Origin of the sequence: Streptomyces puniciscabiei (assembly GCF_006715785.1) — a bacterium.
GTDB classification, from domain to species: domain Bacteria; phylum Actinomycetota; class Actinomycetes; order Streptomycetales; family Streptomycetaceae; genus Streptomyces; species Streptomyces puniciscabiei.
This window is the reverse complement of sequence record NZ_VFNX01000002.1, coordinates 460,257-483,669: the sequence shown is the minus strand read 5'-3', so window position 1 is coordinate 483,669 and position 23,413 is coordinate 460,257. Positions and strand designations below refer to the sequence as shown.

The following is a 23,413-nucleotide window of genomic DNA, read 5'->3' as shown; positions in this document are numbered from 1 at the left end:
AACCATGCTGCTCATTTCGTGCCCGTGGTGCGGGCCCCGTGACGAGGCGGAGTTCCACTACGGTGGCCAGGCCCACGTCTCCTACCCCGAGGACCCGGCCGCCCTCACCGACGAGGAGTGGGCGCGGTACCTGTTCTTCCGCGACAACCCCAAGGGCCCGTTCGCCGAGCGCTGGAGCCACGCGGCGGGCTGCCGCAAGTGGTTCAACGCCGTGCGGGACACGTCGACCAACGAGATCCTCGCCGTGTACAAGGTGGGGGAGTCGCGTCCGGAGACGACGGAGCCGCGTCCGGAGCAACCAGCCTGTCCGGCGTTTGAGGGCGAGGCCCGTTCAGGGCCGACGGGGGTCCAGGGGGCGGAGCCCCCTGGCGGGGTCGAAGGGGCAGAGCCCCTGGAGGATGGGACGGGTAGGGGCGGCGGGGGCGACCATCCCTTCCGCACCCCCACCGGCGGCCGCATCGCCCGCGACACCCCCCTCATCTTCACCTTTGACGGCATCGCATACCAGGGCTACCAGGGCGACACCCTCGCCTCCGCCCTCCTCGCCAACGGCGTCATCCAGGCCGCCACCAGCATCAAGCTGGGCCGCCCCCGAGGCATCTTCTCGGCCGGCGTCGAAGAACCCCACGCGGTCGTCCAGATCGAGGCACCCTTCCCCGAGCCGATGCTGCCCGCGACGACCGTCGAGCTCTACGACGGCCTGGTCGCGAGCAGCCTCCCCGGTCAGGGCCGCCTCGCCACCGAACCCGACCCGGCCCGCTACGACGCCGTGCACGCCCACTGCGACCTGCTGATCGTCGGCGCGGGCCCAGCCGGCCTCGCGGCGGCAGCGGCGGCGGCGAGCACCGGCGCCCGTGTCATCCTCGCCGACGACCAGCCGGAACTCGGCGGCAGCCTGCTCGGCACCGGCGAGCACCTCGACTGGGTGGAGACGACCCGCGCACAGCTGGAAGCGGCCCCCGAGGTACGCGTTCTGCGCCGCACCACCGTCTTCGGGTACTACGACGACAACCACCTCCTCGCCGTCGAGCGCCGCACCAACCACCTCGGCGCCGAGGCCCCGGCGAACGTCTCCCGCGAGCGCGTCTGGCGGATCCGTGCCCGGCGCGTCGTCCTCGCCACCGGCGCCCACGAGCGGTCGCTGGCGTTCGGCGACAACGACCGCCCCGGCGTGATGCTGGCGTCCTCCGCCCGGACGTACCTCCACCGGTACGCCGTGCTGCCCGGCCGGCACGCGGTCGTGTTCACCACCAACGACAGCGCCTATGCCGCCGCGCTCGACCTGGCGGCCGCGGGCATGGGCATCGCCGCCATCGTCGACACCCGGTCCGAGCCGGGGGAGTGGGCCGAGCGTGCCCGGTCCGCCGGGATCGAGGTGCTCGCCGGACACGCGGTCACCGGCACGCAGGGCGGGGCCCGCCTGACCGCCGTGACGGTCGCCCCGTACGGCGAGTCCGCCGGCCGGCGGGAGTTCGCCGTCGACCTGCTCCTGGTCTCCGGCGGCTGGAATCCGGTCGCGCACCTGTTCAGCCAGGCGGGTGGGAAGCTCCGTCACGACGACGTGCTCGGCGCGTTCGTGCCCGACAGCGGCCGTCAGGCGGTGGAGGTCGCGGGCAGCGCGAACGGCGTCTTCGACCTCGCCACGGTCCTCGCGCAGGGCGCGGCGGCCGGTGCCCGCGCGGTCGAATCGGAGGGCTACACCGCCGGGACGCCGGCCCTACCGGCCGTGGCCGCCCAGCCGCACACCCCGCCCATGCAGGTCTTCACCATCCCCACCGACACCGGCGCCCCCAGGTTCGTCGACCTCCAGCGTGACGTCACGGTCGACGACCTGGCGCGGGCGACCGGCGCGGGCCTGCGCTCGGTGGAGCACACCAAGCGCTACACCACCGCCGGCACCGGCGGTGACCAGGGCAGGACGGCCGGCGTCCTGGCCAGCGGGGTCGTCGCCGAACTCCTCGGCGTGGACATCTCTGCGCTCGGCCTGCCCACCTTCCGGCCGCCGTACACCCCGGTCTCCTTCGCCGCCCTCGCGGGGCGCGACCGCGGCGCGCTGAGCGACCCGGTCCGCACGACGGCCCTGCACACCTGGCATGTGGCGCACGGCGCGCTGTTCGAGAACGTCGGCCAGTGGAAGCGGCCCTGGTACTACCCGCAGGACGGCGAGGACATGGAGGCCGCCGTGCTGCGCGAGTGCCGCGCCGCCCGTGAGGGCGTGGCCTTCATGGACGCCTCCACGCTCGGCAAGATCGACGTACAGGGCCCGGACGCGGCACTCTTCCTCGACCGGCTCTACACCAACATGGTGAGCACCCTGAAGATCGGCATGATCCGCTACGGCGTGATGTGCCGCCCCGACGGGATGGTCTTCGACGACGGCACGGTCATCCGGCTCGCCCAGGACCGCTTCCTGGTCACCACGACGACCGGGAACGCCGCCGCCGTCCTGGACTGGATGGAGGAGTGGCTGCAGACCGAGTGGCCCGAACTGCGGGTCCACTGCACCTCGGTCACCGAGCAGTGGGCCACCGTCGCCCTGGTCGGCCCGAAGTCCCGCGCGGTCCTCGGCTCGGTCGCGCCCCAACTGGCCGTGTCCAACGACGACTTCCCGTTCATGGCGTGGCGGGAGACGACCGTCGCCGGCATCGACGCACGGGTGTGCCGGATCAGCTTCTCCGGCGAACTCGCCTACGAGATCAACGTGTCACCGTGGGAAGCCCTCGCCCTGTGGGAGGCGCTGTACGAGGCCGGCGCCCCGTACGGCATCACTCCGTACGGCACCGAGACCATGCACGTCCTGCGCGCCGAGAAGGGCTACCCGATCGTCGGCCAGGACACCGACGGCACGGTCACCCCGCAGGACCTCGGCATGGGCTGGGCGGTGTCGAAGAAGAAGCCCGACTTCATCGGGAAGCGCTCCTTCGCCCGCGCCGACACCGTCCGCCCCGACCGCAAGCACCTCGTCGGGCTCCTCCCCGAGGACCCGGCCGCCTTCCTCCCGGAGGGCACGCATCTGGTCGCCGACGGCGAACTGCCCGCGCCGCCCGTGCCGATGCTCGGCCACGTCACCTCCAGTTACCGCAGCGCGGCGCTCGGCCGGACCTTCGCGCTCGCTCTGATCAAGGGCGGCCGGGACCGCATCGGTGACCGTCTCTTCGCACCCGTCGGCGACCGGCTGGTCCCGGTGACCGTCGCAAGCCCCGTCCTCTACGACCCCGAGGGAGCCCGCCGCGATGGCTGACACCGCCCCGACCGCACGGCAGCGCAGCCCCCTGGCCGACGCCGCCCACCGCCTGGCCGCCGCGACCCGCGCCTCCCGGGGCGCGATCCGGCTGGCCGAACTCCCCTGCCTGGCCCAGGTGAACGTCCGCCTCGACGCCAAGGGCCCGGCGGCGGACGCCGTCGGACTCGCCCTGGGACTCCAACTGCCCCTGGAACCCAACACCGTCGTGCACGCGGGGGACATGACCGCGGTGTGGCTCGGCCCGGACGAATGGCTCGTGGTGGGCCTGCCCGGCGCCGAGCGGGACCTGGAGAGCCGGATCCGCTCGGCGGCGGGAGACGAACCGGTCGCCGTCACCGACGTGTCCGCCCAGCGCACCACGCTCCTGGTCGGCGGCCCCCGCGCCCGCGACCTGCTGGCCCACGGCTGCGCACTGGACCTGCACCCGCGCGCCTTCGGCCCCGGCCGCTGCGCCCAGACCACGCTGGCCCGCACCCAGGTCGTCCTGGTGGCCCGCGACGAGCCCAGGGCCGGCTTCTGGATACTGGTGCGCTCCTCCTTCGCCGGCTACCTGGTGGACTGGCTGCTGGACGCGGCCGTCGAATACCGGTGAGCGGACCGGCAGGGCGGCACAGATGACCCGGCGGTGCCGGACCGGTGCGAACGCCCGGCCCGGCACCGCCGCACCATTCCGCGCTCCGGCCGACCGCCCCGATGGCCAAGGCTCTGGCTGCAACGGCGAGTTGCTGTCCCGGCTGCGCCGGACAGGCGGCTCCGGCGCCGCTGTCGGGACTCAGCCCACGTACCCCATCCGGTGGCTGATCTCCTCCGCGCCCTTGAGCAGCAGGGGTGCCAGCTCGTGCATGCGCTCCGCGGTGAAGCGGTACGCGGGGCCGGAGGCGCTGAGGGCGGCCACGACCTCGCCTTGGTGCGAGCGGATCGGGGCCGCCATGGCGTGCAGTCCGAGTTCGAGTTCCTCCAGCGTCACCGCATACCCGCGGTCCCGCGCCTCGGTGAGGTTCTTCTCGAGCTCGGTCCGCGAGGTCAGGGTGTGCGGCGTGAGCCTCTGCAGTCCGGAGGCGGCGAGCACCTGGGCGCGCTGTGTCGCCGGCAGGTGTGCGAGCAGGATCTTGCCGCTGGACGTGGCATGCACCGGGGTGAGCTGCCCGACCCAGTTGTGGGTGCCTACGGCGCCGGGGCCGCGCACCTGGTGGAGGTTGACGGCGTAGTGCTCCTGCAGGACGGCGATGTTGACGGTTTCGCCGATCTCCTCGCTGAGCCGCTCGCAGACCTCCCGCCCCTGCTGGGTGATGTCGAGGCGGCCCGTGACCGCGCCGGCCAGGCGCACGATTCCGAAACCGAGCCGGTACTTGCCGCGCTCGGCCGCCTGCTCGACCAGACCGCGCGCCTCCAGCGCGCCGAGCAGGCGGAACGCGGTCGACTTGTGGACGTCGATCTCGGCGGCGACCTCACTGACCCCCGCCTCCCCGCGATGCGCCAGGATCTCCAGGACGCTGACGGCACGGTCGACGGACTGCACCCCGCTCACGGCCGGAGCCGTTGTTTCGTCCTCTGCGGTGTGGTTGCTCATGGCGCAACTATACGCAGTGCGGGCCGCCGGGTCCCGTGGTTCGCAGAGGGAGGGTATACGACGGCTCCTCGCGCGGGGGAGCCGTCGTCAGGTCCTTCTCGCGGTCCGCGCGGCCGGTGGTGTCAGCGGAAGACGACCGTGCAGTTGCCGTTGGTCAGCACACGGCTCTCGCTGTGCCACTGCACGGCGCGCGCGAGGACCCGGGCCTCGACGTCGCGGCCCATGGCGACCAGCTCGTCCGGGGTGTGGGAGTGGTCCACGCGGACGACGTCCTGCTCGATGATCGGGCCCTCGTCGAGGTCGGGCGTGACGTAGTGCGCGGTGGCTCCGACGAGCTTGACGCCGCGCTGGTGCGCCTGCACGTACGGCCGGGCGCCCTTGAAGCTCGGCAGGAAGGAGTGGTGGATGTTGATGGCCCGGCCGTCGAGCCGCTTGCACAGGTCGTCGGAGAGGATCTGCATGTAGCGGGCGAGCACCACCAGGTCGATGTCGAGCTCGCCGACGAGCTCCAGCAGCCGGGCCTCCGCCTCGGCCTTGGTCTCCCGGGTCACCGGGACATGGTGGAAGGGGATGCCGTAGGTGCGGGCCAGCGGCTCGAAGTCGCGGTGGTTGGAGACGATCGCCGGGATCTCGATGTTGAGCGAGCCCGTGGACTGGCGGAAGAGCAGGTCGTTCAGGCAGTGGCCGAACTTCGACACCATGATCAGGGTGCGGGTCGGGGTTGTCACGTCGTGCAGCTGCCAGCTGATCCGGTAGGCGTCGGCGACCGGGCCGAAGTCGGTGCGCAACTCCTCCAGTGACGTGGCCGGATGCGAGACCTCGAAGTGCATCCGCATGAAGAAGCGGTCCTGCAGACGGTCGTCGAACTGCTGGCTCTCGAGGATGTTGCCGGAGTGGTTCACCAGAAAGCTGGTGACCGCGTGGACGATGCCGGACCGGTCGGGGCACGAGAGGGTGAGGACGAACTCGCGGCCGGGCTGCGGGCGAGGGGACATGACATCCTCCGAATGCGTAATACGCAACTATGAGAGTGATACGCAACATGGTCTGATGCGGACGGCGGCGGGTCAAGAGGCTTGTCCCGAGAGGCGCGAGAAGATGCGCCATGCGCAACAATCGCGCGCGCACGCCGAGAGCGCGCCCCTGCCCCTTGACAGCAGTCCGCCGGGGTGGCAGCTCGCCGGGCACGTCGCTCCCGGCGCCGAGCCGCAGGTCGTCGACGGCGACCTCGACAGCCGTTCCTTCACCGCCGTCTACCGGCGCGAGGACGTGCCGGTCGCGGTGCTCTCCCTGAACCAGCCGAAGCTGTTCAACCGACTCCGCCGCACCCTCGCCCCCGCAGCCGTCCCCGCCGGCTGATGAGTCCCCCGCGCCGGCCGACGACCCCGGAGTCGTCAACTCCGCACCGTAACGGAGGACAGCGCCGATGACCCGGCTCCACCGGTCCGACACCTACGCCGCGGGACACCCCCGCCCGTAACCACAACCTCCCGCACAGGCGTGCCCGGGACCGCCCGGCACACGCCCCGCCCATCCACGGAGTATGGCGTGGCAATCAGCGTCTTCGACCACGCGGCCGAGATCGGCATGGAGCACAACCTCGGCCTGACCTGCGCCCCGGTCGGCGGCCTGGTGCAGACCCCGTGCACCGAGCGCAACGGCCTGGCCGCGGTCAAGGCCGTGACCGCCGCCCGGATGGCCCTGCGCGGCGACGGCCGCCACCACGTCTCCCTCGACAAGGTCATCAAGACCATGAACGAGACCGGCGCCGACATGAAGGTCAAGTACAAGGAGACCGCCCGTGGCGGACTCGCCGTCAACGTCATCGAGTGCTGAGCAGTCGGGCGGGCGGCAGAGGGAGCGGTAGGGCGCACGCGCGCGAGCAGGAGTTGTGGCTCAGAGCTCACTGAGAGGTGGCTGTGACAGTCTGGCGCGCGCCCACACCCCCCTTCAGGAGCCCCTGGATGACTCTGATCAACGGTCTGCCCGCCCATGTGCTGTTCGTCCATGTGGTCGTCGTGTTGATACCCCTCACCGCGCTGGCCCTGGTGACGGCCGCGCTCTGGCCGCGCGCCGCCCGGCGGCTGGGCGTCCTGCTCCCGGTGCTCGCCTTCGTCGCCCTGGCAAGCGTGCCGCTGACCACACACGCCGGTGAGTGGCTCGAACGGCATGTGGCCGATGACGCCCTGGTGCGCCGGCACACCGAGCTGGGCGACGGACTGCTGCCCTGGGCGCTGGGCCTCTTCGTGCTGGCGGCCGTCGTCTGGTGGGCGGGGCGGCGCGCTCCGGCGGAGCCCGGTCAGGGCAGCGGCACGCGTCGGTCCGCCCTTCCGGTGAGGATCGTCGTCGGAGTGCTCTCGCTGGCCGTCGCGGTCGGAGCGGTCGTGGACGTCTACCGGATCGGCGACTCCGGAGCGAAGGCCGCGTGGCACGACGCCTACTCGAAGACGGCGACGGGGCCGAAGGACCACAGCGACTGATCCAGCCCCCAACCGGCCCAACCGGTCGCCCGGCGTCGTCCGGTTCGGGGCCGAAGGACCCCCGGGCCCGGACCGAGTGGCCCGTGGCGGTCTCGGCCGTACGCGCACACGCTGGGAGCAGAAGCCACGAAGGGAGCCGGTGCGATGACTTCCACCACCACCGTGACCGCGGCTCTTGAGCCCGTGCACCGCGAACGGCTGATGTGCCTGGCCCACGAGGTCTCCTTCGAGGCGGGGTCCCGCCTGTTCGAGGAGGGCCGGCGCGCCGACCGGTTCTGGATCGTGCGTACCGGCACCGTCGCCCTCGACCTGCACGTGCCGGGCCGTCGGTCCGCCGTCATCGAGACCCTCGGGCAGGGCGAACTGGTCGGCTGGTCCTGGCACTTCGAGCCGTACCTCTGGCACCTGGGCGCCACGGCCATGAGCCCGGTGCGCGCCTGGGAGTTCGACTCCGGTGCCGTACGGTCGCTGTGCGCCGCGGATCCCGAGTTCGGCCGGGCGGTCGCCGTCTGGGTCGGGCGCGTGGTCGCTCAACGGCTGCATGCCTCCCGGGTCCGGCTGCTCGACCTCTACGCCCCCTACGGCAGCGGCGGTCCGATGTGACCGGCGGTCCGGTGAGGAGGACGCCGCGGACCGAAGCCCGCACCGGGTGAGTGACGTGATGCGGCGCGATGTCGTCGACCCGCTGTTCCCGGCTCCGGCCGAGCCGGTCCACGTCATGGTCACCGCGGGCGCCTACCCGGTGGGCAGCGGGACGTGCCAGGCCAGTGCCGAACCGCCTTCCTCGGGGCCGGTCACCTCGAGCCGGCCGCCGAGGTTCTCCGCCCGTTCGGCCATGTTGAGCAGTCCGCTGCGCCGGCCCCCGGAAGGGATGCCCACGCCGTTGTCCGAGACCCTCAGGCGCACCTCCCGGCCGTCGGTCGTGAGGACCACCTGGGCCCGGTCGGCGTGGGCGTGCCGGGCGATGTTGGTGAGGGACTCGGTCAGCACGGCCACGACATGGTCGGCGATCTCCGCCGGCACATCGGTGTCGACCAGGCCTTCCATCCGAACGCTGGGGGCGAAGCCCAGCACGGGGGTGGCCTCGCCGACCGCCCGGACGACCCTCGCCCGCAGGCCGCTGGAGGCGGTGCCGGTGCGGGCTCGCAGCCCGAAGATCGTCGACCTGATGATCTTGATGGTCTCGTCGAGGTCGTCCACGGCCCGCAGCACCCGCTCGGAGGCCTCGGCATGTTCGATGAAACGGCCCGCGCTCTGCAGGGTCATGCCGGTGGCGAACAGCCGTTGGATGGCAAGGTCGTGCAGGTCCCGGGCGATCCGGTCGCGGTCCTCCAGCAGCGCGATCTGCTGGGCGTCCCGCCTGCGGTCGGCGAGCTCCATCGCGATCGCGGCCTGGGCGGCGAATCCCTGCAGCAGCTCCGTCTCCTTCTGGAGATAGACCGGCCGGCCGACTTCGCGGGCCACCAGGACCACGCCGCGCACTCCGTTCTCGCCCGTGCCGATCGGGACGGCCACGGCGGGGCCGAGCCCCTCGAACCGCGGCGGCTCGGGGTTGATCCGCAGGTCATGGCCGACGTCGTCGCTGGTCACCGGGGCGGTCGCGGTGTACGACAGCCCCATGAGGCTCGCGTCCATGGGCAGCACCAGTCCGCGGTGCGCCTCCGCGTCCACTCCGACGGCGATCTCCACGGTGAGTGACTTCGTGCCCTCCATGGGCATGGCGACCGCCGCCAGGGCGGAGCCCGAGATCTCCCGGGCTCGCTCGGCGATCAGACCCAGGGACTCGGCCCGGTCGCTGCCGGACATCAGGCTGTGGCCGATCTCCGCGTTCGCGCGCTGCCACCGCTCGCGCAGCCGGGCGTCCTCGTACAGGCGCGCGTTGTCGATGGCGACACCGGCGGCCACCGCCAGCGTGGACAGCACCGACTCGTCCTCCTCGTCGAACTCCACGCTGCCGCGCTTCTCGGTCAGATAGAGATTGCCGAAGACCTGGTCGCGGACCCGGATCGGGACGCCCAGGAAGCTGTTCATGGGCGGGTGGCCCGGCGGGAAGCCGTAGGAGGACACGTGTTCGGCGATTCTGCCGAGCCGGAGTGGCTGCGGGTGCCGGATCAGCTCGCCGAGGATGCCGTGCCCCTCCGGATAGGGGCCGATCGCGGCGATCTGCTGCTCGGTGACGCCGATCGTGTGGAAGGCGGACAGCCGTGTGCCGTCCGGACCGATGACGCCGAGCGCCGCGTACTCGGCGTCCACGAGCACGGCGGCCGCCTCCACGATGGAGTGCAGCACCTGCTCCAGGTTCAGCTCCCGGCCGACGGAGAGGACCGCCTCCAGCAGACCCTGGACACGGTCCTGTGTGCCACGGGCCGCGTTGATCCGGGCCTGCAGCTCCTCCAGCAGCTCGTCGAGCTTCATCTGGGGCAGTCGTACCCGGGGTTCCTCCGCACCGGTCACCACGTCCTCCAGTCCCCACCGGCGGAACGCTCCAACCGATGGGTTCCTCCCACACCGTATCCCCTACGGGGCCGGGCTGGGACGTGATCCGGCAACCGGTCTTCCGGCCCGTTGTGCGACCTCCGCGTTCGTGCTGCACTCCGAGGCCCCGGGCACGCCGGGCGGCCGGGCGGCGGCCCGGTCAGGCCGCGGGAACGGCCACCTCCGCATGCCGCTCCCCGCCGAGCACGATCTTGAGCGCGCCGGTCTCGGCGGCCCCGGAGAAGACGTCGTAGGCCTCCTCCATGTGGTCCAGCGGGAAGGTGTGGGTGACCAGTTGCCCGGTCGGCAGCCGGCCGGCGGCGGCCATCCGCAGCAGGGTGGGCGTGGAGTAGGTGTCCACAAGGCCGGTCGTGATGGTCACGTTCTTGATCCAGAGGTCTTCGAGGTGCAGCGTCGCGGGCTTGCCGTGCACGCCGATGTTGGCCACGTGCCCGCCGGGCCGGACCATGCGGGTGCACAACTCGAAGCTCTCCGGGACACCGACCGCCTCCATGACCACGTCCGCGCCGAGCCCCTCGGTCAGATCGGCGACCAACTGGGCGGGCTCCTCGCGGACGTCGGCGACGGCGTCGGCACCGAGCCGCCGGGCGGCCTCCAGCCGGGCCGCGGCCAGGTCGACCGAGATGATCCGTTCCGGGGCGAACAGGCGCGCCGTGGTGACGGCCGCGAGTCCGACGGGCCCGGCGCCGACGATGGCGACGGTGTCGCCGGGGCGCACATGCCCGTTCAGGACACCGACCTCGTAGGAGGTCGGGAAGATGTCCGCGAACAGCACGGCGTCCTCGCTGGGCACGGTCGCGGGCAGCGGATGCACGGAAAGGTCGGCGTAGGGGACCCGGACGTACTGGGCCTGCGTGCCGTCGATCAGGTGGCCGAGGACCCAGCCTCCGCCGCCCCGGCACTGGCCGTACGAGCGGTCCCGGCAGAACCGGCACCGGCCGCACGAGGTGATGCAGGACATCAGCACCCGGTCCCCGGGCCGTACGGTGCGTACGTCGCTGCCTGCCTCGACGATCTCGCCGACCGCCTCGTGCCCGAGCACCGTGCCGGAACGCACGTCGGGAACGTCGCCCTTGAGGATGTGCAGATCCGACCCGCAGATGGTCACGGCGCCGACCTTCACGATGACATCGGTGGGTTCCTTCAGAGCGGGGTCCGGGACGTCCTGCCAGGACGCCTGCCCCGGACCGTGGAACACGAAGCCCTTCATGGCAGCTCCTCGTCGCTCTTCCTCGACTCCGCCGCGGGGTCGCGGTTCCGGCAGCCACGGCGCCGGGATCGCCCGCACCCTCAGCTTCGCCGGTGCACAGCGGTGCCGCTTGGGCCGTCCGGCCCAGGCCCGCGGGCGTACGGTGCCGATCGGGGCCCCGGCCGTCACGAGGCCGAGCGGTTCCGAGCGGGGACCCCGGCCGTCACCAGGCCGAGCGGTGCCCGTACGGACCGGCGGACAGGGCCGGACGGCCCTTCCGCCCCGACCGGTGCTCCCGGTTCGCTCGTGTCATGTCCGAGAACGACGCGGCACGCCCGGCAGAGCACCGCACCGCACCGGAAGTGCTCGCGCCCCACCGGGCCGGCGGAGCGACCGTCGTGTCCCTGCACGGCGAGATAGATGTGCTGACCGTCCCCGCGCTGTCGCGACGGCTCGACGCGCTCACCACCTGCCCGCAGCCCGACCTGGTGCTCGACCTGCGGCCGGTCACGTTCATCGACTGTGCCGGACTCGGGGCCCTGCGCCGTGCGCGCAACCGGACGCTGGCCCGGCAGGGCCGGCTGCGGCTGATCACCGAAAGCGCGGGCTTCCGGCGCATCCTGCGGGTCACGGGACTGGGGGACGTCTTCGAGGTGCACACGCGCCTCCCTCAGCCGCCGCCGGGGCCTGCGGGCGGAGCGGCGTGATGAACGCGCGGCCGGGGCCGTGGCGTTGGCGGGGCAATCCGCTGCGGCGACCCGAGGACGTCGCGGAGGCCTGGCTGGTCCTGGCGGTCTGGATCGTGGTCGTGCTCGCAGGGGCCGCCGCGGGGGTGCTCACGGCACGGGCCGCCGGTGATGTGTTCGCGGCGCAGCGCGCCCACCGGCATCCCGTCCGTGCCGTAGTGCTCGTCGACGCACCGCGTGCCACCACCGAGGCCTGGCCGGCCGGCGGCCTGGTCCGGGCGGCGGTGCGCTGGACCGCGCCGGACGGCACTCCCCGTACCGCTGACACGCTGGTGGACCGCGGTCTGAAGGCCGGTGCCCGGGTGGTGGTCTGGCAGGACGACCACGGTGGCCTCGCTCCCGCGAAGCCGACGGACCCCACCGAGGGCGCCATCGAGGCCGGTCTGTTCGGCACGGCGGCCGCCCTGGCCGTCGCCGCCCCGGTGTTCGGGGCAGGAGCACTCGCACGGCTATCGCTCGACCGGCGCCGCATGGCCCGCTGGGACCGGGAGTGGGATCGGGTGGAGCCCCACTGGGGCCACCGGACGGGCTGACGCGGACCGACGTCGCTGACGCGGCCCGACGCCGTGAGTCCCCGGCTCGGCGCGGTGAGCGACGCCGACCACCGGGCGGTGCGGAAAGCTCGCCGGACGTCAGGCGGGTTCCGGTACGACGGCCACCGGACAGGCCGCGTGGTGCAGCACACCATGGGCGACACGGCCGAGCGGGAGGCCGAAGTGACCGTGCCTGCGCCGGGCGCCCAGGACGAGCAGGTCGGCCTCGCGGGAGGCGGCGATCAGGGCGTCCCGGGCGTGGCCCTCGACCGTGCGGCGGTCGATCCTCGGCTCGGCCGGTGTGTCGCGCAGGGCCTGCTCCAGCAACTCGACGGCCTGCTGCCTCTGGAGCCGCGCCGCGGGGTGGCCGACGGTCGTGGGCGCGGGGCGCCGCCAGGCCCGTACCGCTTCCAGAGGCACCCCCCGCAGGGCGGCCTCCTCGACGGCGAACCGTACGGCGGCCGAGCCGGCCGGCTTCTCGCCCACCCCCACCGCGATCCGTCCCCGGATCCCGGTGCGGGACCGGTTGTCGTCGCTGCCGCGGAGCACGATCACCGGGCAGTGCGCGTGCCCGGCGACCGCGAGGCTGACGGAACCCAGCAGCGCCTCGCCCATGCCGCTGCGGCCGCGACACCCCAGCACGACGGCGAGGGCGGAGCCGCTCTCCCGTACGAGCCCCTGCTCCGGCTCCTCGGGCAGCACGTCGGTGGTGACCGTCACCTCCGGCCGGCGGCGCCGGGCCTGCTCCTGGGCGGTACCGACGACGTCCCGGGCCATCACCTCCTCCAGCGGCTTGTCGAGTTCCTGCGCGAGCAGGGCGCCTTCGTAGCGGTCCCACAGGGAGGCGTACACCAGCCGGAGCGAGGCCCCTCGCAGGACGGCCTCGTCGGCCGCCCAGTCGACGGCCCGCAGGCTCGGCTCGGAACCGTCGACGCCGACGACGATCGGAAGATTCATGGTGTGCAGCGCTCCCTCGGAGGATCAGACGGCTCAGTCGTGCGGAACGACGGCGACCGGGGCCACGACGTGGTGCAGCACGGCATGCGTGACGTGGCCGATGTGGGCGCCGAGCGGGCTGGTGCGGACACGCCGGCCCACGACGACCAGACAGGCCTCGCGGGAGGCGTCGACGAGAACCTGCGCGGCGCTGCCGCACCGGCTCGCCTCGATCACTTCCACGTCCGGGAACTTCAGCCGCCAGGCGCGCAGCAACTCGGACAGCGCCCTGGCCTGTGCGTGGGCGAGCTCGTCGTAGAGCCCGGCGGCACCGGAGGGGCGGTGGAAGGAGGCGGGCGGCCGGCTCCAGCCGTGCACCACCCGGAGGGACGCGCCCCGCCGGGCGGCGGCGTCGAAGGCGAACCCGAGCAGCGTCTCGTCGGGGGTGCCGAGGTCGAGGCCGAGGACGACGGGCCGGAAGGGGGTCGCGGCGGAGGGGATGCCCGCCGGGTCCGGCTTGTGCTCGTCGGCGGCCTGCTCCCAGGCCCGGACCAGCACCACGGGACGCTCGGCGTGGGCGAGGACGGCCAGGCCGACCGAGCCGAGCATGAAGCCGGCGATCCCGCCGAGGCCGCGCGAGCCCAGCACCATCAGCTCGGCGCCGTCCGCCGCCTCGGTCAGGGCCTGGGCCGGATTCCCGGTGAACCGGTCGGTGATCACCTCGACACCGGGATGGCGCAGCCGCAGACCCTCGGCGGCCTGACGGGGAACCTCCTCGGTCCACTGCTGCCGGCTCTCGCCGCCGAGCGGCGGGGCCAGGGCCATGGGTTCGGGCACCGGCTCCCAGACGTGCACGATCTTCAGCGGCAGATCGCGCAGCGCCGCTTCGCGCGCCGCCCATTCGGCGGCGGCCCGGCTCTCGGGCGACGCGTCGAGACCCACCGTGACCGTTCGAGCCATCGTCTCCGCCTCCCAGGACGAGGATGCAGTCCCAGCGTGGTCCCGCCGAGCCGGCGGGGTGAAGGGCCGCAGGTCCCGCCAGGGGACCGACCGGCCCTGGCCGGCCCTCCCGCACGGGAACGGACCGGCCGCCGGGACCACTGCGGGACGACGCCCCCCACACCGGCCGCGTGAAGCTGCGGCCCCGCACTGGTCCCGGTGGCGGCACGCCTGGTGCGGGCCGTGGAGGGTGTGGTGGACGTGCGGTCCGACCTCGCACGCGACGACCTCGGCGTGACTGGGGCCGGTCGGCCCTAGTCCGTACGGCACCGCTGGATGGATGATCGGCCTCGTGGACAGCCCGCGGTCTGTCCTTCCCGGGGAACGAGAGGTCGTCATGACCGAGACACGCACCTTCACGGAGCAGAACCCGATCCGGGTGTTCCTGGTGGACGACCACGAGGTCGTACGACGCGGCCTGGCCGACCTGCTCGACGCCGAAGCGGACATCTCCGTGGCCGGGGACGCGGACACCGCCGAGCACGCCCTCGCCCGCGGGCCCGCGCTGCGCCCGGACGTCGCCGTGCTCGACGTGCGGCTCCCGGACGGCGACGGCATCTCGGTCTGCCGGGAGCTGCGCAGCCGGCTGCCGGAGCTGGCATGTCTGATGCTGACCTCGTTCGACGACGAGGACGCCCTGCTGGACGCCATCATGGCCGGCGCCTCCGGCTATGTGCTCAAGCAGATCAAGGGCTCCGACCTCGTCTCCGCCGTGCGTACCGTCGCCTCGGGACAGTCCATGCTCGACCCCGCGACCACGGCCCGCCTCATGCGCTCGCTGCGCACCGACCCGGCGCAGAGCCCCTCGGCGCCACCCGAGCTGGCGACCCTGTCACCCCGCGAACGGGACATCCTCGCCCTGATCGGCGACGGTCTCACCAACAGAGAGATCGCCCAGCGGCTGTACCTGTCGGAGAAGACCGTCAAGAACCACATCTCACGCATGCTGGCGAAGCTGGGAGTCCAGCGCCGGGTCCAGGCCGCGGTCCTCGCGTCCCACCTGGAGCCACAGAGCCCCGGGGAGCACACGGACTGACATCGGATGTGCGTCACTCCCGCTGAGCGCGCACGATCACGACCGGGCAGCTCGCGTGCTGCGAGACGTGCTGGCTGACCGAGCCGAGCAGGGCGGCGGCGAACCCGTCCCTGCCCCGGCCGCCGACGACCAGGGCCGCGGCTCCCTCTGCGGCCCGCAGCAGCACGTCGGCCGCGTTGCCGTGCACCACATGGCTGCGGACCGAGCCGACCGCGTCCGCGCCGAGCACATCGGTCAGCTCCGTCCGCATCCGCTGCCTGGTCTCTTCCTCGTCGACGTCCAGGTCCACAGCCGGCGCCGACCAGCCGTACAGCCCCGGCAGCTCCCACACCGCGACGGCGTCCACGGCTGCGCCGAGGAGGCCCGCGTACCGGACGGCCCAGCGCAGCGCCTCGTACGAGGACGGCGATCCGTCGACACCGACGACCACACGGGGCTCGGAGGCATCCCTGTCCATGTGTCCCACCTCTTCTCGGCTCTCCCACCCCGTCGGTTACGGCCACGTCGCTTCCACGCTGCACGCGGTCCCGCCATCTCGCCAGGGCAACGTGTCCGACGCACCGCGGGCCCTACCGGCGCGGCGCTGCTCGAGTGCCGTTCGGCCTCGCCGGACCGTGCCGTCCGAGGGCGATCCTCTGCGAAAGGGACGATGATGTAGTGAGTGCTCATGCAGGCGAACGCGGATGACGTACCGCGCCTCAAGTCGCGGGAGGAGCCATGAGCAAGGGCGCGTCGACCCGGCCGCGGGTCCGGGCGGAGAGCTGTGGGTCGCGGCTGCCGACGCGCAGGGCGGCGCGGAACACCGTCGTACGCAGGGGCTCGTCGTCGAAGAACGACTGGCTGCTGCTGCCCGGCGGCTCGTGGCGGCACGTCGAGACGATCAGGGTGCGCAGTCTCTTCGGCTGAGAAGACCTCTCCGGTGACGAGCTGCGGACGCAGGATCGAGGTGCCTGCGCCTCTGGGAGGTGGCCGCAGGCGTACTCGCCGGGCCAGGTCTCCGGCGTGATCCGGATGATCGAGGCGGGGCGGGACTGCGAAGACGTCGTCACACAGCCGGCCGCCCACCCCGTTGCCCTCGACCGGGCCGGTTTCGCGTAGGCCGTCGCGGTCGCGTGGTCGCCGGCAGGCGCCTGCCGTTCCGGGCGCCCGGGATCGCCGTCCCGGCGAACGGTCCGGCGACGGACCGGTCCAGGCCGTCGGCCGTACCGGCATGCAGCGGCAGGGCGGCCAGTGAGTTGACGGTGATGACGAGCAGGCTGGTGCCCACGGCCGCCCGCATACGCAGGCCGAGGACGTCGACCGGCGCCGGGACCGCGAGCAAGCCGCTGCCCGCGCCGAGTACGCCGGTGACAATGCCCAGCCCGGCACAGGCCGCCGCCGCCCGTCCCGGCCGCCGCCGCCCGTCCCGGCCGCCGCCGCCCGTCCCGGCCGCGTACCACCGCGGCGGCCGCGACTACGGCGAAGGCCACGGCCGGCAACGCCACCGGCAGGCGCCCCCGACGACCCCGGCCGGACCGACGGGTGACCGGTTCACCTGCCGGTGGGCCGGCGGTGGATTCGCTGCCGGCGTCGGCCACCCGGCAGTGCCGCCGCACGGCCGCTTCCCGGTGGCGCTGTCGCCTACCAGCGTGCCTCGGGCCCCGTGCCTCCGGGAGGTGTTCGTACACCCGGTCGGAGCCGGTCACCGGGCCGGTGTCCAGCGGTGGACGGACGCTGTACGGGGTGGACCTCAGCCCCGAGCCGGCCAGAAGGAGCCACCTCGCCGGCGGCCGTGGCCCGAACGGCCCTGTCGGGTACCCGGCGGTCCGCCGGAGGGTGGGCATTGTGCCCGCCCGGGCACGTGTCACGCCCCGACCGCCGTCCGATCCGGAAGGAACCCGATGTCCGTCGACACGCAGCAGGCGCCCGCCGGGCTCACGGACCAGGAGCTCGCCACGCTGGACGCGCACTGGCGCGCCGCGAACTACCTCTCCGTCGGCCAGATCTACCTCATGGCCAACCCCTTGCTGACCGAACCGCTGCGCCCCGAGCACGTCAAGCCGCGCCTCCTGGGTCACTGGGGCACCTCACCCGGCCTCAACCTCGTGCACACCCACCTCAACCGCCTCGTCAAGGCCCGCGGCCTCAACGCCCTGTGCGTCTGGGGACCGGGGCACGGCGGCCCCGCCGTCCTGGCCAACTCCTGGCTGGAGGGCTCGTACACCGAGACCTACCCGGACATCACCCGGGACGCGGCGGGCATGGCCCGGCTGTTCAAGCAGTTCTCCTTCCCCGGCGGGGTGCCCAGCCACGTCGCCCCGGAGACGCCGGGCTCGATCCACGAGGGAGGCGAACTCGGCTACTCGCTCTCCCACGCCTACGGCGCCGCGCTGGACAATCCCGGCCTGCTGGTCGCCTGTGTGATCGGCGACGGCGAGGCGGAGACGGGACCGCTGGCCGCCTCCTGGCACTCCAACAAGTTCCTCGACCCGGTCGAGGACGGCGCCGTCCTGCCGATCCTGCACCTCAACGGCTACAAGATCGCCAACCCGACCGTGCTGTCCCGGATCCCCGAGGCGGAACTCGACGACCTGCTCAGGGGCTACGGCCACGAGCCGATCCACGTCACCGGCCACGACCCGGCGGCCGTACACCGCGCGATGGCCGAGGCCATGGACACCGCCGCCGACCGCATCGCCGCCCTGCAGCGGGCCGCCCGCGAGGACGGGGCCACGGACCGGCCCCGCTGGCCGGTGATCGTGCTGCGCACCCCGAAGGGCTGGACCGGACCGGCCGAGGTCGACGGGCTGCCGGTCGAGGGCACCTGGCGCTCCCACCAGGTGCCGCTCGCCGCCGTCCGGGACAACCCCGAGCACCTGCGACAGCTGGAGCAGTGGCTTCGGTCGTACCGCCCCGAGGAACTGTTCGACGAGCGCGGCGCCCCGCGCCCGGACGTGCTCGCCTGCGTCCCCGAGGGGGCCCGGAGGCTCGGGGCCACCCCGCACGCCAACGGCGGGCTCCTGATGCGCGAGCTGCCGATGCCGCCACTGGAGCGGTACGCCGTGGAGGTCGACAAGCCCGGCGCCACCCTGCACGAACCGACCCGCGTCCTCGGCGAGCTGCTCCAGGACGTCATGGCGGCCACCGCCGACCGCCGTGACTTCCGCCTGGTCGGCCCCGACGAGACCGCCTCCAACCGGCTGCAGGCCGTCTACGGCGCCAGCGGCAAGGCCTGGCAGGCCGCGATCCTGCCGGTGGACGAACACCTCGACCGGCACGGCCGGGTCATGGAGATCCTCTCCGAACACACCTGCCAGGGCTGGCTGGAGGGGTACCTCCTCACCGGCCGGCACGGGCTGTTCTCCTGCTACGAGGCGTTCGTGCACATCGTCGACTCGATGGTCAACCAGCACATCAAGTGGCTGCGGACCACGCGCCGCCTGTCCTGGCGGGCCCCCATCGCCTCCCTGAACTACCTGCTCACCTCGCACGTCTGGCGGCAGGACCACAACGGCTTCTCCCACCAGGATCCCGGGTTCGTCGACCACATCCTCAACAAGAGCCCGGAGGCGGTACGGGTCTATCTGCCGCCGGACGCCAACACGCTGCTGTCGGTCGCCGACCATGTGCTGCGCAGCCGCGACTACGTCAACGTCGTCGTGGCAGGCAAGCAGCCCTGCTTCGACTGGCTGTCGATGGAGGAGGCGAAGGCGCACTGCGCGCGCGGCGCCGGCATCTGGGAGTGGGCCGGCACCGAGGACGGTACCCGCGAGCCCGACGTGGTGCTGGGCTGCGCGGGCGACGTGCCCACCCAGGAGGTGCTGGCGGCGGCCCAGTTGCTGCGCAGGGAGCTGCCCGGGCTGGCGGTGCGTGTGGTGAACGTCGTCGACATCGCGCGTCTGCTGCCGAGCGAGGAACACCCGCACGGGATGACCGACTTCGAGTACGACGGCCTCTTCACCGCCGACAAGCCGGTCATCTTCGCCTACCACGGTTACCCGTGGCTGATCCACCGGCTGGCCTACAGCCGGACCGGGCACCACCACCTGCACGTGCGTGGCTACAAGGAGATCGGGACCACGACGACGCCGTTCGACATGGTGGTCCGCAACGACCTGGACCGCTACCGCCTCGTCATGGACGTGATCGACCGTGTCCCCGGTCTGGCGGTGCGGTCGGCGGCCGTACGCCAGCGGATGGGCGACGCCCGGCAGCGCCACCACGTCTGGATCCGCGAACACGGCACGGACCTGCCCGAGGTGGCCGACTGGTCGTGGGACGGCTGACCGTCTCCGGGACGCGCGGGAACCGGGAACCGAAAGCGGCTCACCTGCCCCAGATGCTCCGGTACGCCGTCCGGTAGCCCGGCGGGTCCCAGGTCGTGGCTCCGGCGCTGTTGGCGGCCGTCGACACGTGGACGGCGGCGACGTAACCGCTCGCGGGACGGCCGGAGAAGGCGCGGTTGAATTCGTCGACGATCTGCCAGCCCTGCTGTGACAGCGGCTCGGGAACGGTGGCGGCCTGATACTGCCCGCTGTTGATCCGCTGGAAGGCGGACGGGTCACCGTCGCCGGCACCGATGTTGAAGGGCGGGCCCGCGCCCTGCTTGCCGGCGGCGCGGAAGGCGGGGGCGGCGTCGGCGAAGTACAGGTCGTTGATGGCGACGGAGTACGTCCACCTGTCCTGGAAGCGGGAGAGGAGGGAGGAGATCTCGGGCGGGGTGCGGCTGCTCGCGTCCGGGATCGGGATGTTCTCGTACGCGAGCAGCCGCACGCCGGAACAGGTGGCGAGCTCCTTCCTGATCAGCTCGGACTTCTTCCGCGCGAAGGGGATCGAGGCGTCGGTGATCAGCACGACCCCGGCCCGGCCGTGGGAGAGCGAAATGATCCACTGCGCGCTGATGCCGGCGACGTCCTCCACCCGGGTGGTGACGTTGGTGAAGAGCGCGGGCCGCGTGCTGGGTCCGGGAGAGGCGACCGCGTGCCAGCCGATGAGAGGGATGCCGGCCGCGTTGGCCCGATCGACCTGTTGCGAGGTCGAACCGGGGTCGAAGCCACCGATGACGATGCCCGAGGGCCTGAGGGCCACGGCCTCGCTCAGGGCCGCCTGGATGCCGGCCGGGCTGCCGCCGCCGTCGATCACCCGGACGTGCCAGCCGATGACCCTCGCGGCCTCCCGCACGCCGTCCGCGACGCCTGCGACGCCTGGGTTGGTCATGGTCTGCGCGACGTACACGAGCGTCTTGCCGGACACCGCCCTGGGGCCGCTGGTCGGCCCGTTCCAGGCGGTGTCCGTCTGCTGCGCCCGTGCGACGGCGGTCCGGGCCCTGGCCTGGGCCGTGGGGCAGCCGCCCGGGCCGCTGGTGGACACCGAGGGGCCGTGCGACGAGCCGCGCTGGCAGCCGGTGAGGGCGATCGTCGCGGCCAGCAGCGCGAGGCAGACGGACCGGGCCGTGACGGCGCGGGAGGTGGCCGTGTGGTTTCGGTGCACGGGAGCTCCTCGCGAAGGGGCGGGCGTCAGGGAGCGGCCGGCGAACCGGCATGAGGTGCCCTGGTGTGGGTCAGGGAGTGGTGCCGGCGGCTCCACCTCCGGCTGCGGGCGGCGGCTGTGGCACGGCCGGTGCGTCTCTTGGAGCGTCGGCCCCGGTGCGCAGCCGGCGGGCGGAGTAGCCGGCCAGGCCGACGGCGAGCAGCAGGGTGCCGCCGTAGAACAGGGGGATCGTCCAGAAGTCGGCGCCCAACTGCCCGATCCCGGTGAGGCCGACGGCGAGCACGGCGACGGCGACGACCGTGCCCAGCGCGTTGGGGCGGCCGGGTTTGATCGCGGTCGAGCCGAGGAGGGCGCCGACGAACGCGGGCAGGAGATAGTCCAGGCCGACGCTGGGATTGCCGATCTCCTGCTGAGCCGCCAGCAGGACACCGGCGCAGCCGACGATCAGTCCCGACGCGGTGAACGCGTAGACGGTGTACCTGCGGGTCGGGATGCCGACCAGCTCGGCGGCGCGCGGATTGGCACCGATGACGTACAGGCACCGGCCCAGCGGCAGCCGCTCCAGCACCACCCAGAGGGCGACGGCGAGGGCGAGCACATAGAAGGCGGGCAGCGGCAGGCCGAGGAACCTGGAGTCGTACAGGTCGGTGAAGGCGGCCGGCAGACCGTGCGGGCCCGGGACGATCCGGCCGCCGCCGGTGACCCAGCCGGTCACGGCGTACATCATGCTGCCGGTTCCCAGGGTGGCGATGAACGAGTCGATCCGGCCGAGCTCGACGACGACACCGTTGAGGACGCCCACGACCGCCCCTCCGGCGATCACCACCAGGCAGGCCGCCGGCCAGGGCCATCCGTCGTTGACGACGAGTTGCAGCACCATGACGTGCGCCAGGCCCAGGCCGTAGCCGAGGGAGAGGTCGAACGCGCCGGTCACCACGGGGACCATGGCGGCGAGCGCGAGGACGGCCGGGATGGACTGGGTGGACAGGATCGAGTCGACGGTGTCCCGGGTGGGGAAGGTGTGCGGCAGCGCGAGGGAGAAGGCCAGGAAGAGCAGGGCGGTGAGGACCAGAAGGCCGTAGGCGCTCACGAGGTGCCAGGCCGGGCCTCGTCGGTGCGGCCGGGAGCGGGGCGAGAAGGGCGGGGCGGTCATGAGTCGGTGGCGGTTCCGGAGGCCGGCAGGGCCGAGGCCGCCCGGGTGAGCCCCGCGACCGTGAGGCCCGTACCGCTCAGCTCGGCCGTCACGCGTCCGCGGACGAACACCAGGGCGCGGTGGCACACGTGCGCCACCTCCTCGAAGTCGGTGGAGACGAGCAGCACCGCGAGGCCGGCGGCCAGCGCCTCGTCGAGCAGGCGGTGGACCGCGGCCTTGGCTCCGATGTCCACGCTCGCGGTCGGCTCCTCCAGGATCAGCAGGCGCAGGTCCCGCCGGAGCCACCGGCCGATCAGGACCTTCTGCTGGTTTCCGCCGGACAGGGTGGCGAGGGGGGCCTCGCTGTCACCGGGCCGCACCGCGAACCGTTCGATCAGCTCCGCGGCCCGCGCGCGTTCACGGCGGGGACGGATCCAGCGCGGTGTGGGCACACCCCCCGCACGGGGATTGGCCAGGAGGTTCTCCCGTACGGTCAGCCCCGTGGCGCAGCCCTCCCGCTGTCGGTCACCGGGCACGAGGCCGACACCGAGCGCGACGGCGTCGGCGACCGACCGGGGACCGTAGGGCCGGCCGCCGATTAGTACCCGGCCGCCGAGGAAGGGCCGGTCGCCCGCGAGAGCGCGGCCCAGGCCCATGTGCCCGGCGCCCGAGAGGCCGACCAGGCCCAGCACCTCCCCGGGCCGCAGTTCCAGGGTGACCGCCCCCGTGCCGGCGGTCCGTGCGCCGTCGAGGGTGAGGACGGCGGGGCCGCCCGCGGGGCCCGCGGCGGGGCGATGGCGGATCGGTTCCTCGCCGACGATGTCGTGCACCAGCCGGGCGGGGCTGTGGCCGGCCAGCGGGCCGCGGCTGACGAGCCGGCCGTCGCGCAGGACGGCGAAGGCGTCGGCCACCTCGTACACCTCGTCCAGGCGGTGGGTGACGTAGAGGATGCCGTGTCCCCGGTCGCGCAGGGTGTGCAGCACGCGGAAGAGACGGGCGCAGTCCGCGGCGGGAAGGCGGGCGGTCGGCTCGTCGAGGACGACGAGCTTCGCGCGGGCCGCCAGGGCCCGGCCGATGGCGACCAGCGAACGTTCGGCGGGCCCGAGCCGGGTGACCGGCGTGTCGGGGTCCAGGTGGCCGGCGACGGTTCCCAGGGCGTCGGCGCAGCGCTCCCGGGTCCGCTGCCAGGAGATCAGACCGGCGCGGCGCGGGTATCCGACGGTCAGCGCGATGTTCTCGGCGATCGTCATCCACTCCACGAGCCCGAGGTCCTGGTGGATGAACGACATGCTGTGCGCGGCGGCATGACTGCCGAGCGGATGTCCGTCCACCGTGATCCGGCCCGCGTCGGCATGGTGGACGCCCGCGAGCACCTTGATGAGGGTGGACTTTCCGGCGCCGTTGGGGCCGAGCAGGGCGAGGACGCTGCCGGCCCGGACGTCGAGGTCGACCCCGTCCAGTGCGAGGGTCCCGCCGAACCGCTTGGTGAGCCCGCGGACGCGGACCAGGGGGCCGGTCCCGAACGCGCCGACCGCGTGCGCAGAGGTGTCGGGAGGGTCGTGCACGGACATCTCCGGGGGTCG

20 protein-coding genes and 4 pseudogenes are annotated in these 23,413 nt (G+C 73.1%); 13 read left to right on the top strand and 11 right to left on the bottom strand.

Annotation, left to right across the window (positions count from 1 at the left end):
- Positions 1-4: 4 nt before the first annotated feature.
- Entirely contained in the window at positions 5-3,241 is a 3,237-nt protein-coding gene (locus FB563_RS33070) for a sarcosine oxidase subunit alpha family protein (protein ID WP_055703965.1), read from the top strand.
- The gene (locus FB563_RS33065; protein WP_055703966.1) at positions 3,234-3,836 is read left to right on the top strand and encodes a sarcosine oxidase subunit gamma; all 603 of its coding nucleotides are present in this window, start codon (positions 3,234-3,236) and stop codon (positions 3,834-3,836) included. Before FB563_RS33070 ends, FB563_RS33065 begins: the two co-directional genes overlap by 8 nt.
- 180 nt (positions 3,837-4,016) lie before the next feature.
- On the opposite strand, the gene FB563_RS33060 is transcribed toward FB563_RS33065, so the two are convergent.
- Positions 4,017-4,814 carry an IclR family transcriptional regulator gene (locus FB563_RS33060; RefSeq protein ID WP_055703967.1) on the bottom strand — a complete coding sequence of 266 codons (798 nt, stop codon included), beginning with the start codon at positions 4,812-4,814 and terminating at the stop codon, positions 4,017-4,019.
- Positions 4,815-4,936: 122 nt separating this feature from the next.
- Positions 4,937-5,809 carry a formyltetrahydrofolate deformylase gene (gene purU, locus FB563_RS33055; protein ID WP_055703968.1) on the bottom strand — a complete coding sequence of 291 codons (873 nt, stop codon included), beginning with the start codon at positions 5,807-5,809 and terminating at the stop codon, positions 4,937-4,939.
- A gap of 103 nt (positions 5,810-5,912) precedes the next feature.
- Here purU and FB563_RS33050 point away from each other — a divergent pair, with 103 nt between their 5' ends.
- From FB563_RS33050 to FB563_RS33035, 4 genes and pseudogenes are all read left to right on the top strand, one after another.
- On the top strand, positions 5,913-6,173 hold the full coding sequence (locus tag FB563_RS33050) for an oxidoreductase C-terminal domain-containing protein (RefSeq protein WP_055703969.1): 261 nt from the start codon (positions 5,913-5,915) through the stop codon (positions 6,171-6,173).
- Between the two features lie 207 nt (positions 6,174-6,380).
- Positions 6,381-6,650, top strand: a pseudogene (locus FB563_RS33045) (L-serine ammonia-lyase, iron-sulfur-dependent, subunit alpha); the annotation flags it as partial.
- Positions 6,651-6,778: 128 nt separating this feature from the next.
- Positions 6,779-7,294, top strand: coding sequence for a DUF2231 domain-containing protein (locus tag FB563_RS33040; RefSeq protein ID WP_055703971.1), 516 nt, complete (start codon positions 6,779-6,781; stop codon positions 7,292-7,294).
- 144 nt (positions 7,295-7,438) lie between these two features.
- Positions 7,439-7,897, top strand: a complete 459-nt coding sequence (locus FB563_RS33035; protein WP_055703972.1) for a Crp/Fnr family transcriptional regulator — start codon at positions 7,439-7,441, stop codon at positions 7,895-7,897.
- 132 nt (positions 7,898-8,029) lie between these two features.
- Here FB563_RS33035 and FB563_RS33030 read toward each other — a convergent pair whose 3' ends face one another.
- Positions 8,030-9,709: a sensor histidine kinase gene (locus FB563_RS33030; RefSeq protein ID WP_055703998.1), complete on the bottom strand. Its 1,680-nt coding sequence runs from the start codon at positions 9,707-9,709 to the stop codon at positions 8,030-8,032.
- Positions 9,710-9,929: 220 nt separating this feature from the next.
- A complete protein-coding gene (locus FB563_RS33025; protein ID WP_055703973.1) occupies positions 9,930-11,000 on the bottom strand; it encodes an alcohol dehydrogenase catalytic domain-containing protein in 1,071 nt (356 codons plus the stop codon).
- Positions 11,001-11,290: 290 nt separating this feature from the next.
- On the opposite strand from FB563_RS33025, the gene FB563_RS33020 reads away from it, so the two are divergent.
- Both FB563_RS33020 and FB563_RS33015 read left to right on the top strand, forming a co-directional pair.
- On the top strand, positions 11,291-11,686 hold the full coding sequence (locus FB563_RS33020; protein WP_055703974.1) for an STAS domain-containing protein: 396 nt from the start codon (positions 11,291-11,293) through the stop codon (positions 11,684-11,686).
- On the top strand, positions 11,686-12,258 hold the full coding sequence (locus FB563_RS33015) for an Rv1733c family protein (protein ID WP_055703975.1): 573 nt from the start codon (positions 11,686-11,688) through the stop codon (positions 12,256-12,258). The genes FB563_RS33020 and FB563_RS33015 overlap by 1 nt, the downstream gene beginning before the upstream one ends.
- Positions 12,259-12,357: 99 nt before the next feature.
- Here FB563_RS33015 and FB563_RS33010 read toward each other — a convergent pair whose 3' ends face one another.
- Together FB563_RS33010 and FB563_RS33005 are read right to left on the bottom strand one after the other, a co-directional pair.
- Positions 12,358-13,215 (bottom strand): universal stress protein, encoded by an 858-nt coding sequence (locus tag FB563_RS33010; protein WP_055703976.1) that lies wholly within the window; start codon positions 13,213-13,215, stop codon positions 12,358-12,360.
- Positions 13,216-13,248: 33 nt separating this feature from the next.
- Positions 13,249-14,154 (bottom strand): universal stress protein, encoded by a 906-nt coding sequence (locus FB563_RS33005; RefSeq protein WP_055703977.1) that lies wholly within the window; start codon positions 14,152-14,154, stop codon positions 13,249-13,251.
- A 186-nt stretch (positions 14,155-14,340) separates the two neighbouring features.
- Between FB563_RS33005 and FB563_RS45620 the strand changes: the two are divergent.
- Positions 14,341-14,451 (top strand): annotated as a pseudogene (locus tag FB563_RS45620) (CBS domain-containing protein); the annotation flags it as partial.
- 79 nt (positions 14,452-14,530) lie between these two features.
- Positions 14,531-15,229 (top strand): response regulator, encoded by a 699-nt coding sequence (locus FB563_RS33000; RefSeq protein ID WP_055703978.1) that lies wholly within the window; start codon positions 14,531-14,533, stop codon positions 15,227-15,229.
- Positions 15,230-15,242: 13 nt separating this feature from the next.
- Here FB563_RS33000 and FB563_RS32995 read toward each other — a convergent pair whose 3' ends face one another.
- On the bottom strand, positions 15,243-15,686 hold the full coding sequence (locus FB563_RS32995) for a universal stress protein (protein WP_055703979.1): 444 nt from the start codon (positions 15,684-15,686) through the stop codon (positions 15,243-15,245).
- 260 nt (positions 15,687-15,946) lie between these two features.
- Between FB563_RS32995 and FB563_RS32990 the strand changes: the two genes are divergently transcribed.
- Complete coding sequence (locus FB563_RS32990) at positions 15,947-16,135, top strand: hypothetical protein (protein WP_055703980.1); 189 nt, start codon at positions 15,947-15,949, stop codon at positions 16,133-16,135.
- A gap of 21 nt (positions 16,136-16,156) precedes the next feature.
- Positions 16,157-16,324: pseudogene (locus tag FB563_RS44480) on the top strand (metal-sensing transcriptional repressor); the annotation flags it as partial.
- 22 nt (positions 16,325-16,346) lie between these two features.
- On the opposite strand, the pseudogene FB563_RS44475 reads toward FB563_RS44480, so the two are convergent.
- Positions 16,347-16,719: pseudogene (locus FB563_RS44475) on the bottom strand (TSUP family transporter); the annotation flags it as partial.
- Positions 16,720-17,109: 390 nt separating this feature from the next.
- Between FB563_RS44475 and FB563_RS32975 the strand changes: the two are divergent.
- Positions 17,110-19,494, top strand: a complete 2,385-nt coding sequence (locus FB563_RS32975) for a phosphoketolase family protein (protein WP_055703981.1) — start codon at positions 17,110-17,112, stop codon at positions 19,492-19,494.
- A 40-nt stretch (positions 19,495-19,534) separates the two neighbouring features.
- Here FB563_RS32975 and FB563_RS32970 read toward each other — a convergent pair whose 3' ends face one another.
- The 3 genes from FB563_RS32970 to FB563_RS32960 all read right to left on the bottom strand — a co-directional run bounded on the left by FB563_RS32970 (position 19,535) and on the right by FB563_RS32960 (position 23,395).
- Positions 19,535-20,698 carry a substrate-binding domain-containing protein gene (locus FB563_RS32970; RefSeq protein WP_055703982.1) on the bottom strand — a complete coding sequence of 388 codons (1,164 nt, stop codon included), beginning with the start codon at positions 20,696-20,698 and terminating at the stop codon, positions 19,535-19,537.
- Positions 20,699-20,768: 70 nt separating this feature from the next.
- A complete protein-coding gene (locus FB563_RS32965) occupies positions 20,769-21,851 on the bottom strand; it encodes an ABC transporter permease (RefSeq protein ID WP_055703983.1) in 1,083 nt (360 codons plus the stop codon).
- Complete coding sequence (locus FB563_RS32960) at positions 21,848-23,395, bottom strand: sugar ABC transporter ATP-binding protein (RefSeq protein WP_055703999.1); 1,548 nt, start codon at positions 23,393-23,395, stop codon at positions 21,848-21,850. The genes FB563_RS32965 and FB563_RS32960 overlap by 4 nt, the downstream gene beginning before the upstream one ends.
- Positions 23,396-23,413: the final 18 nt, after the last annotated feature.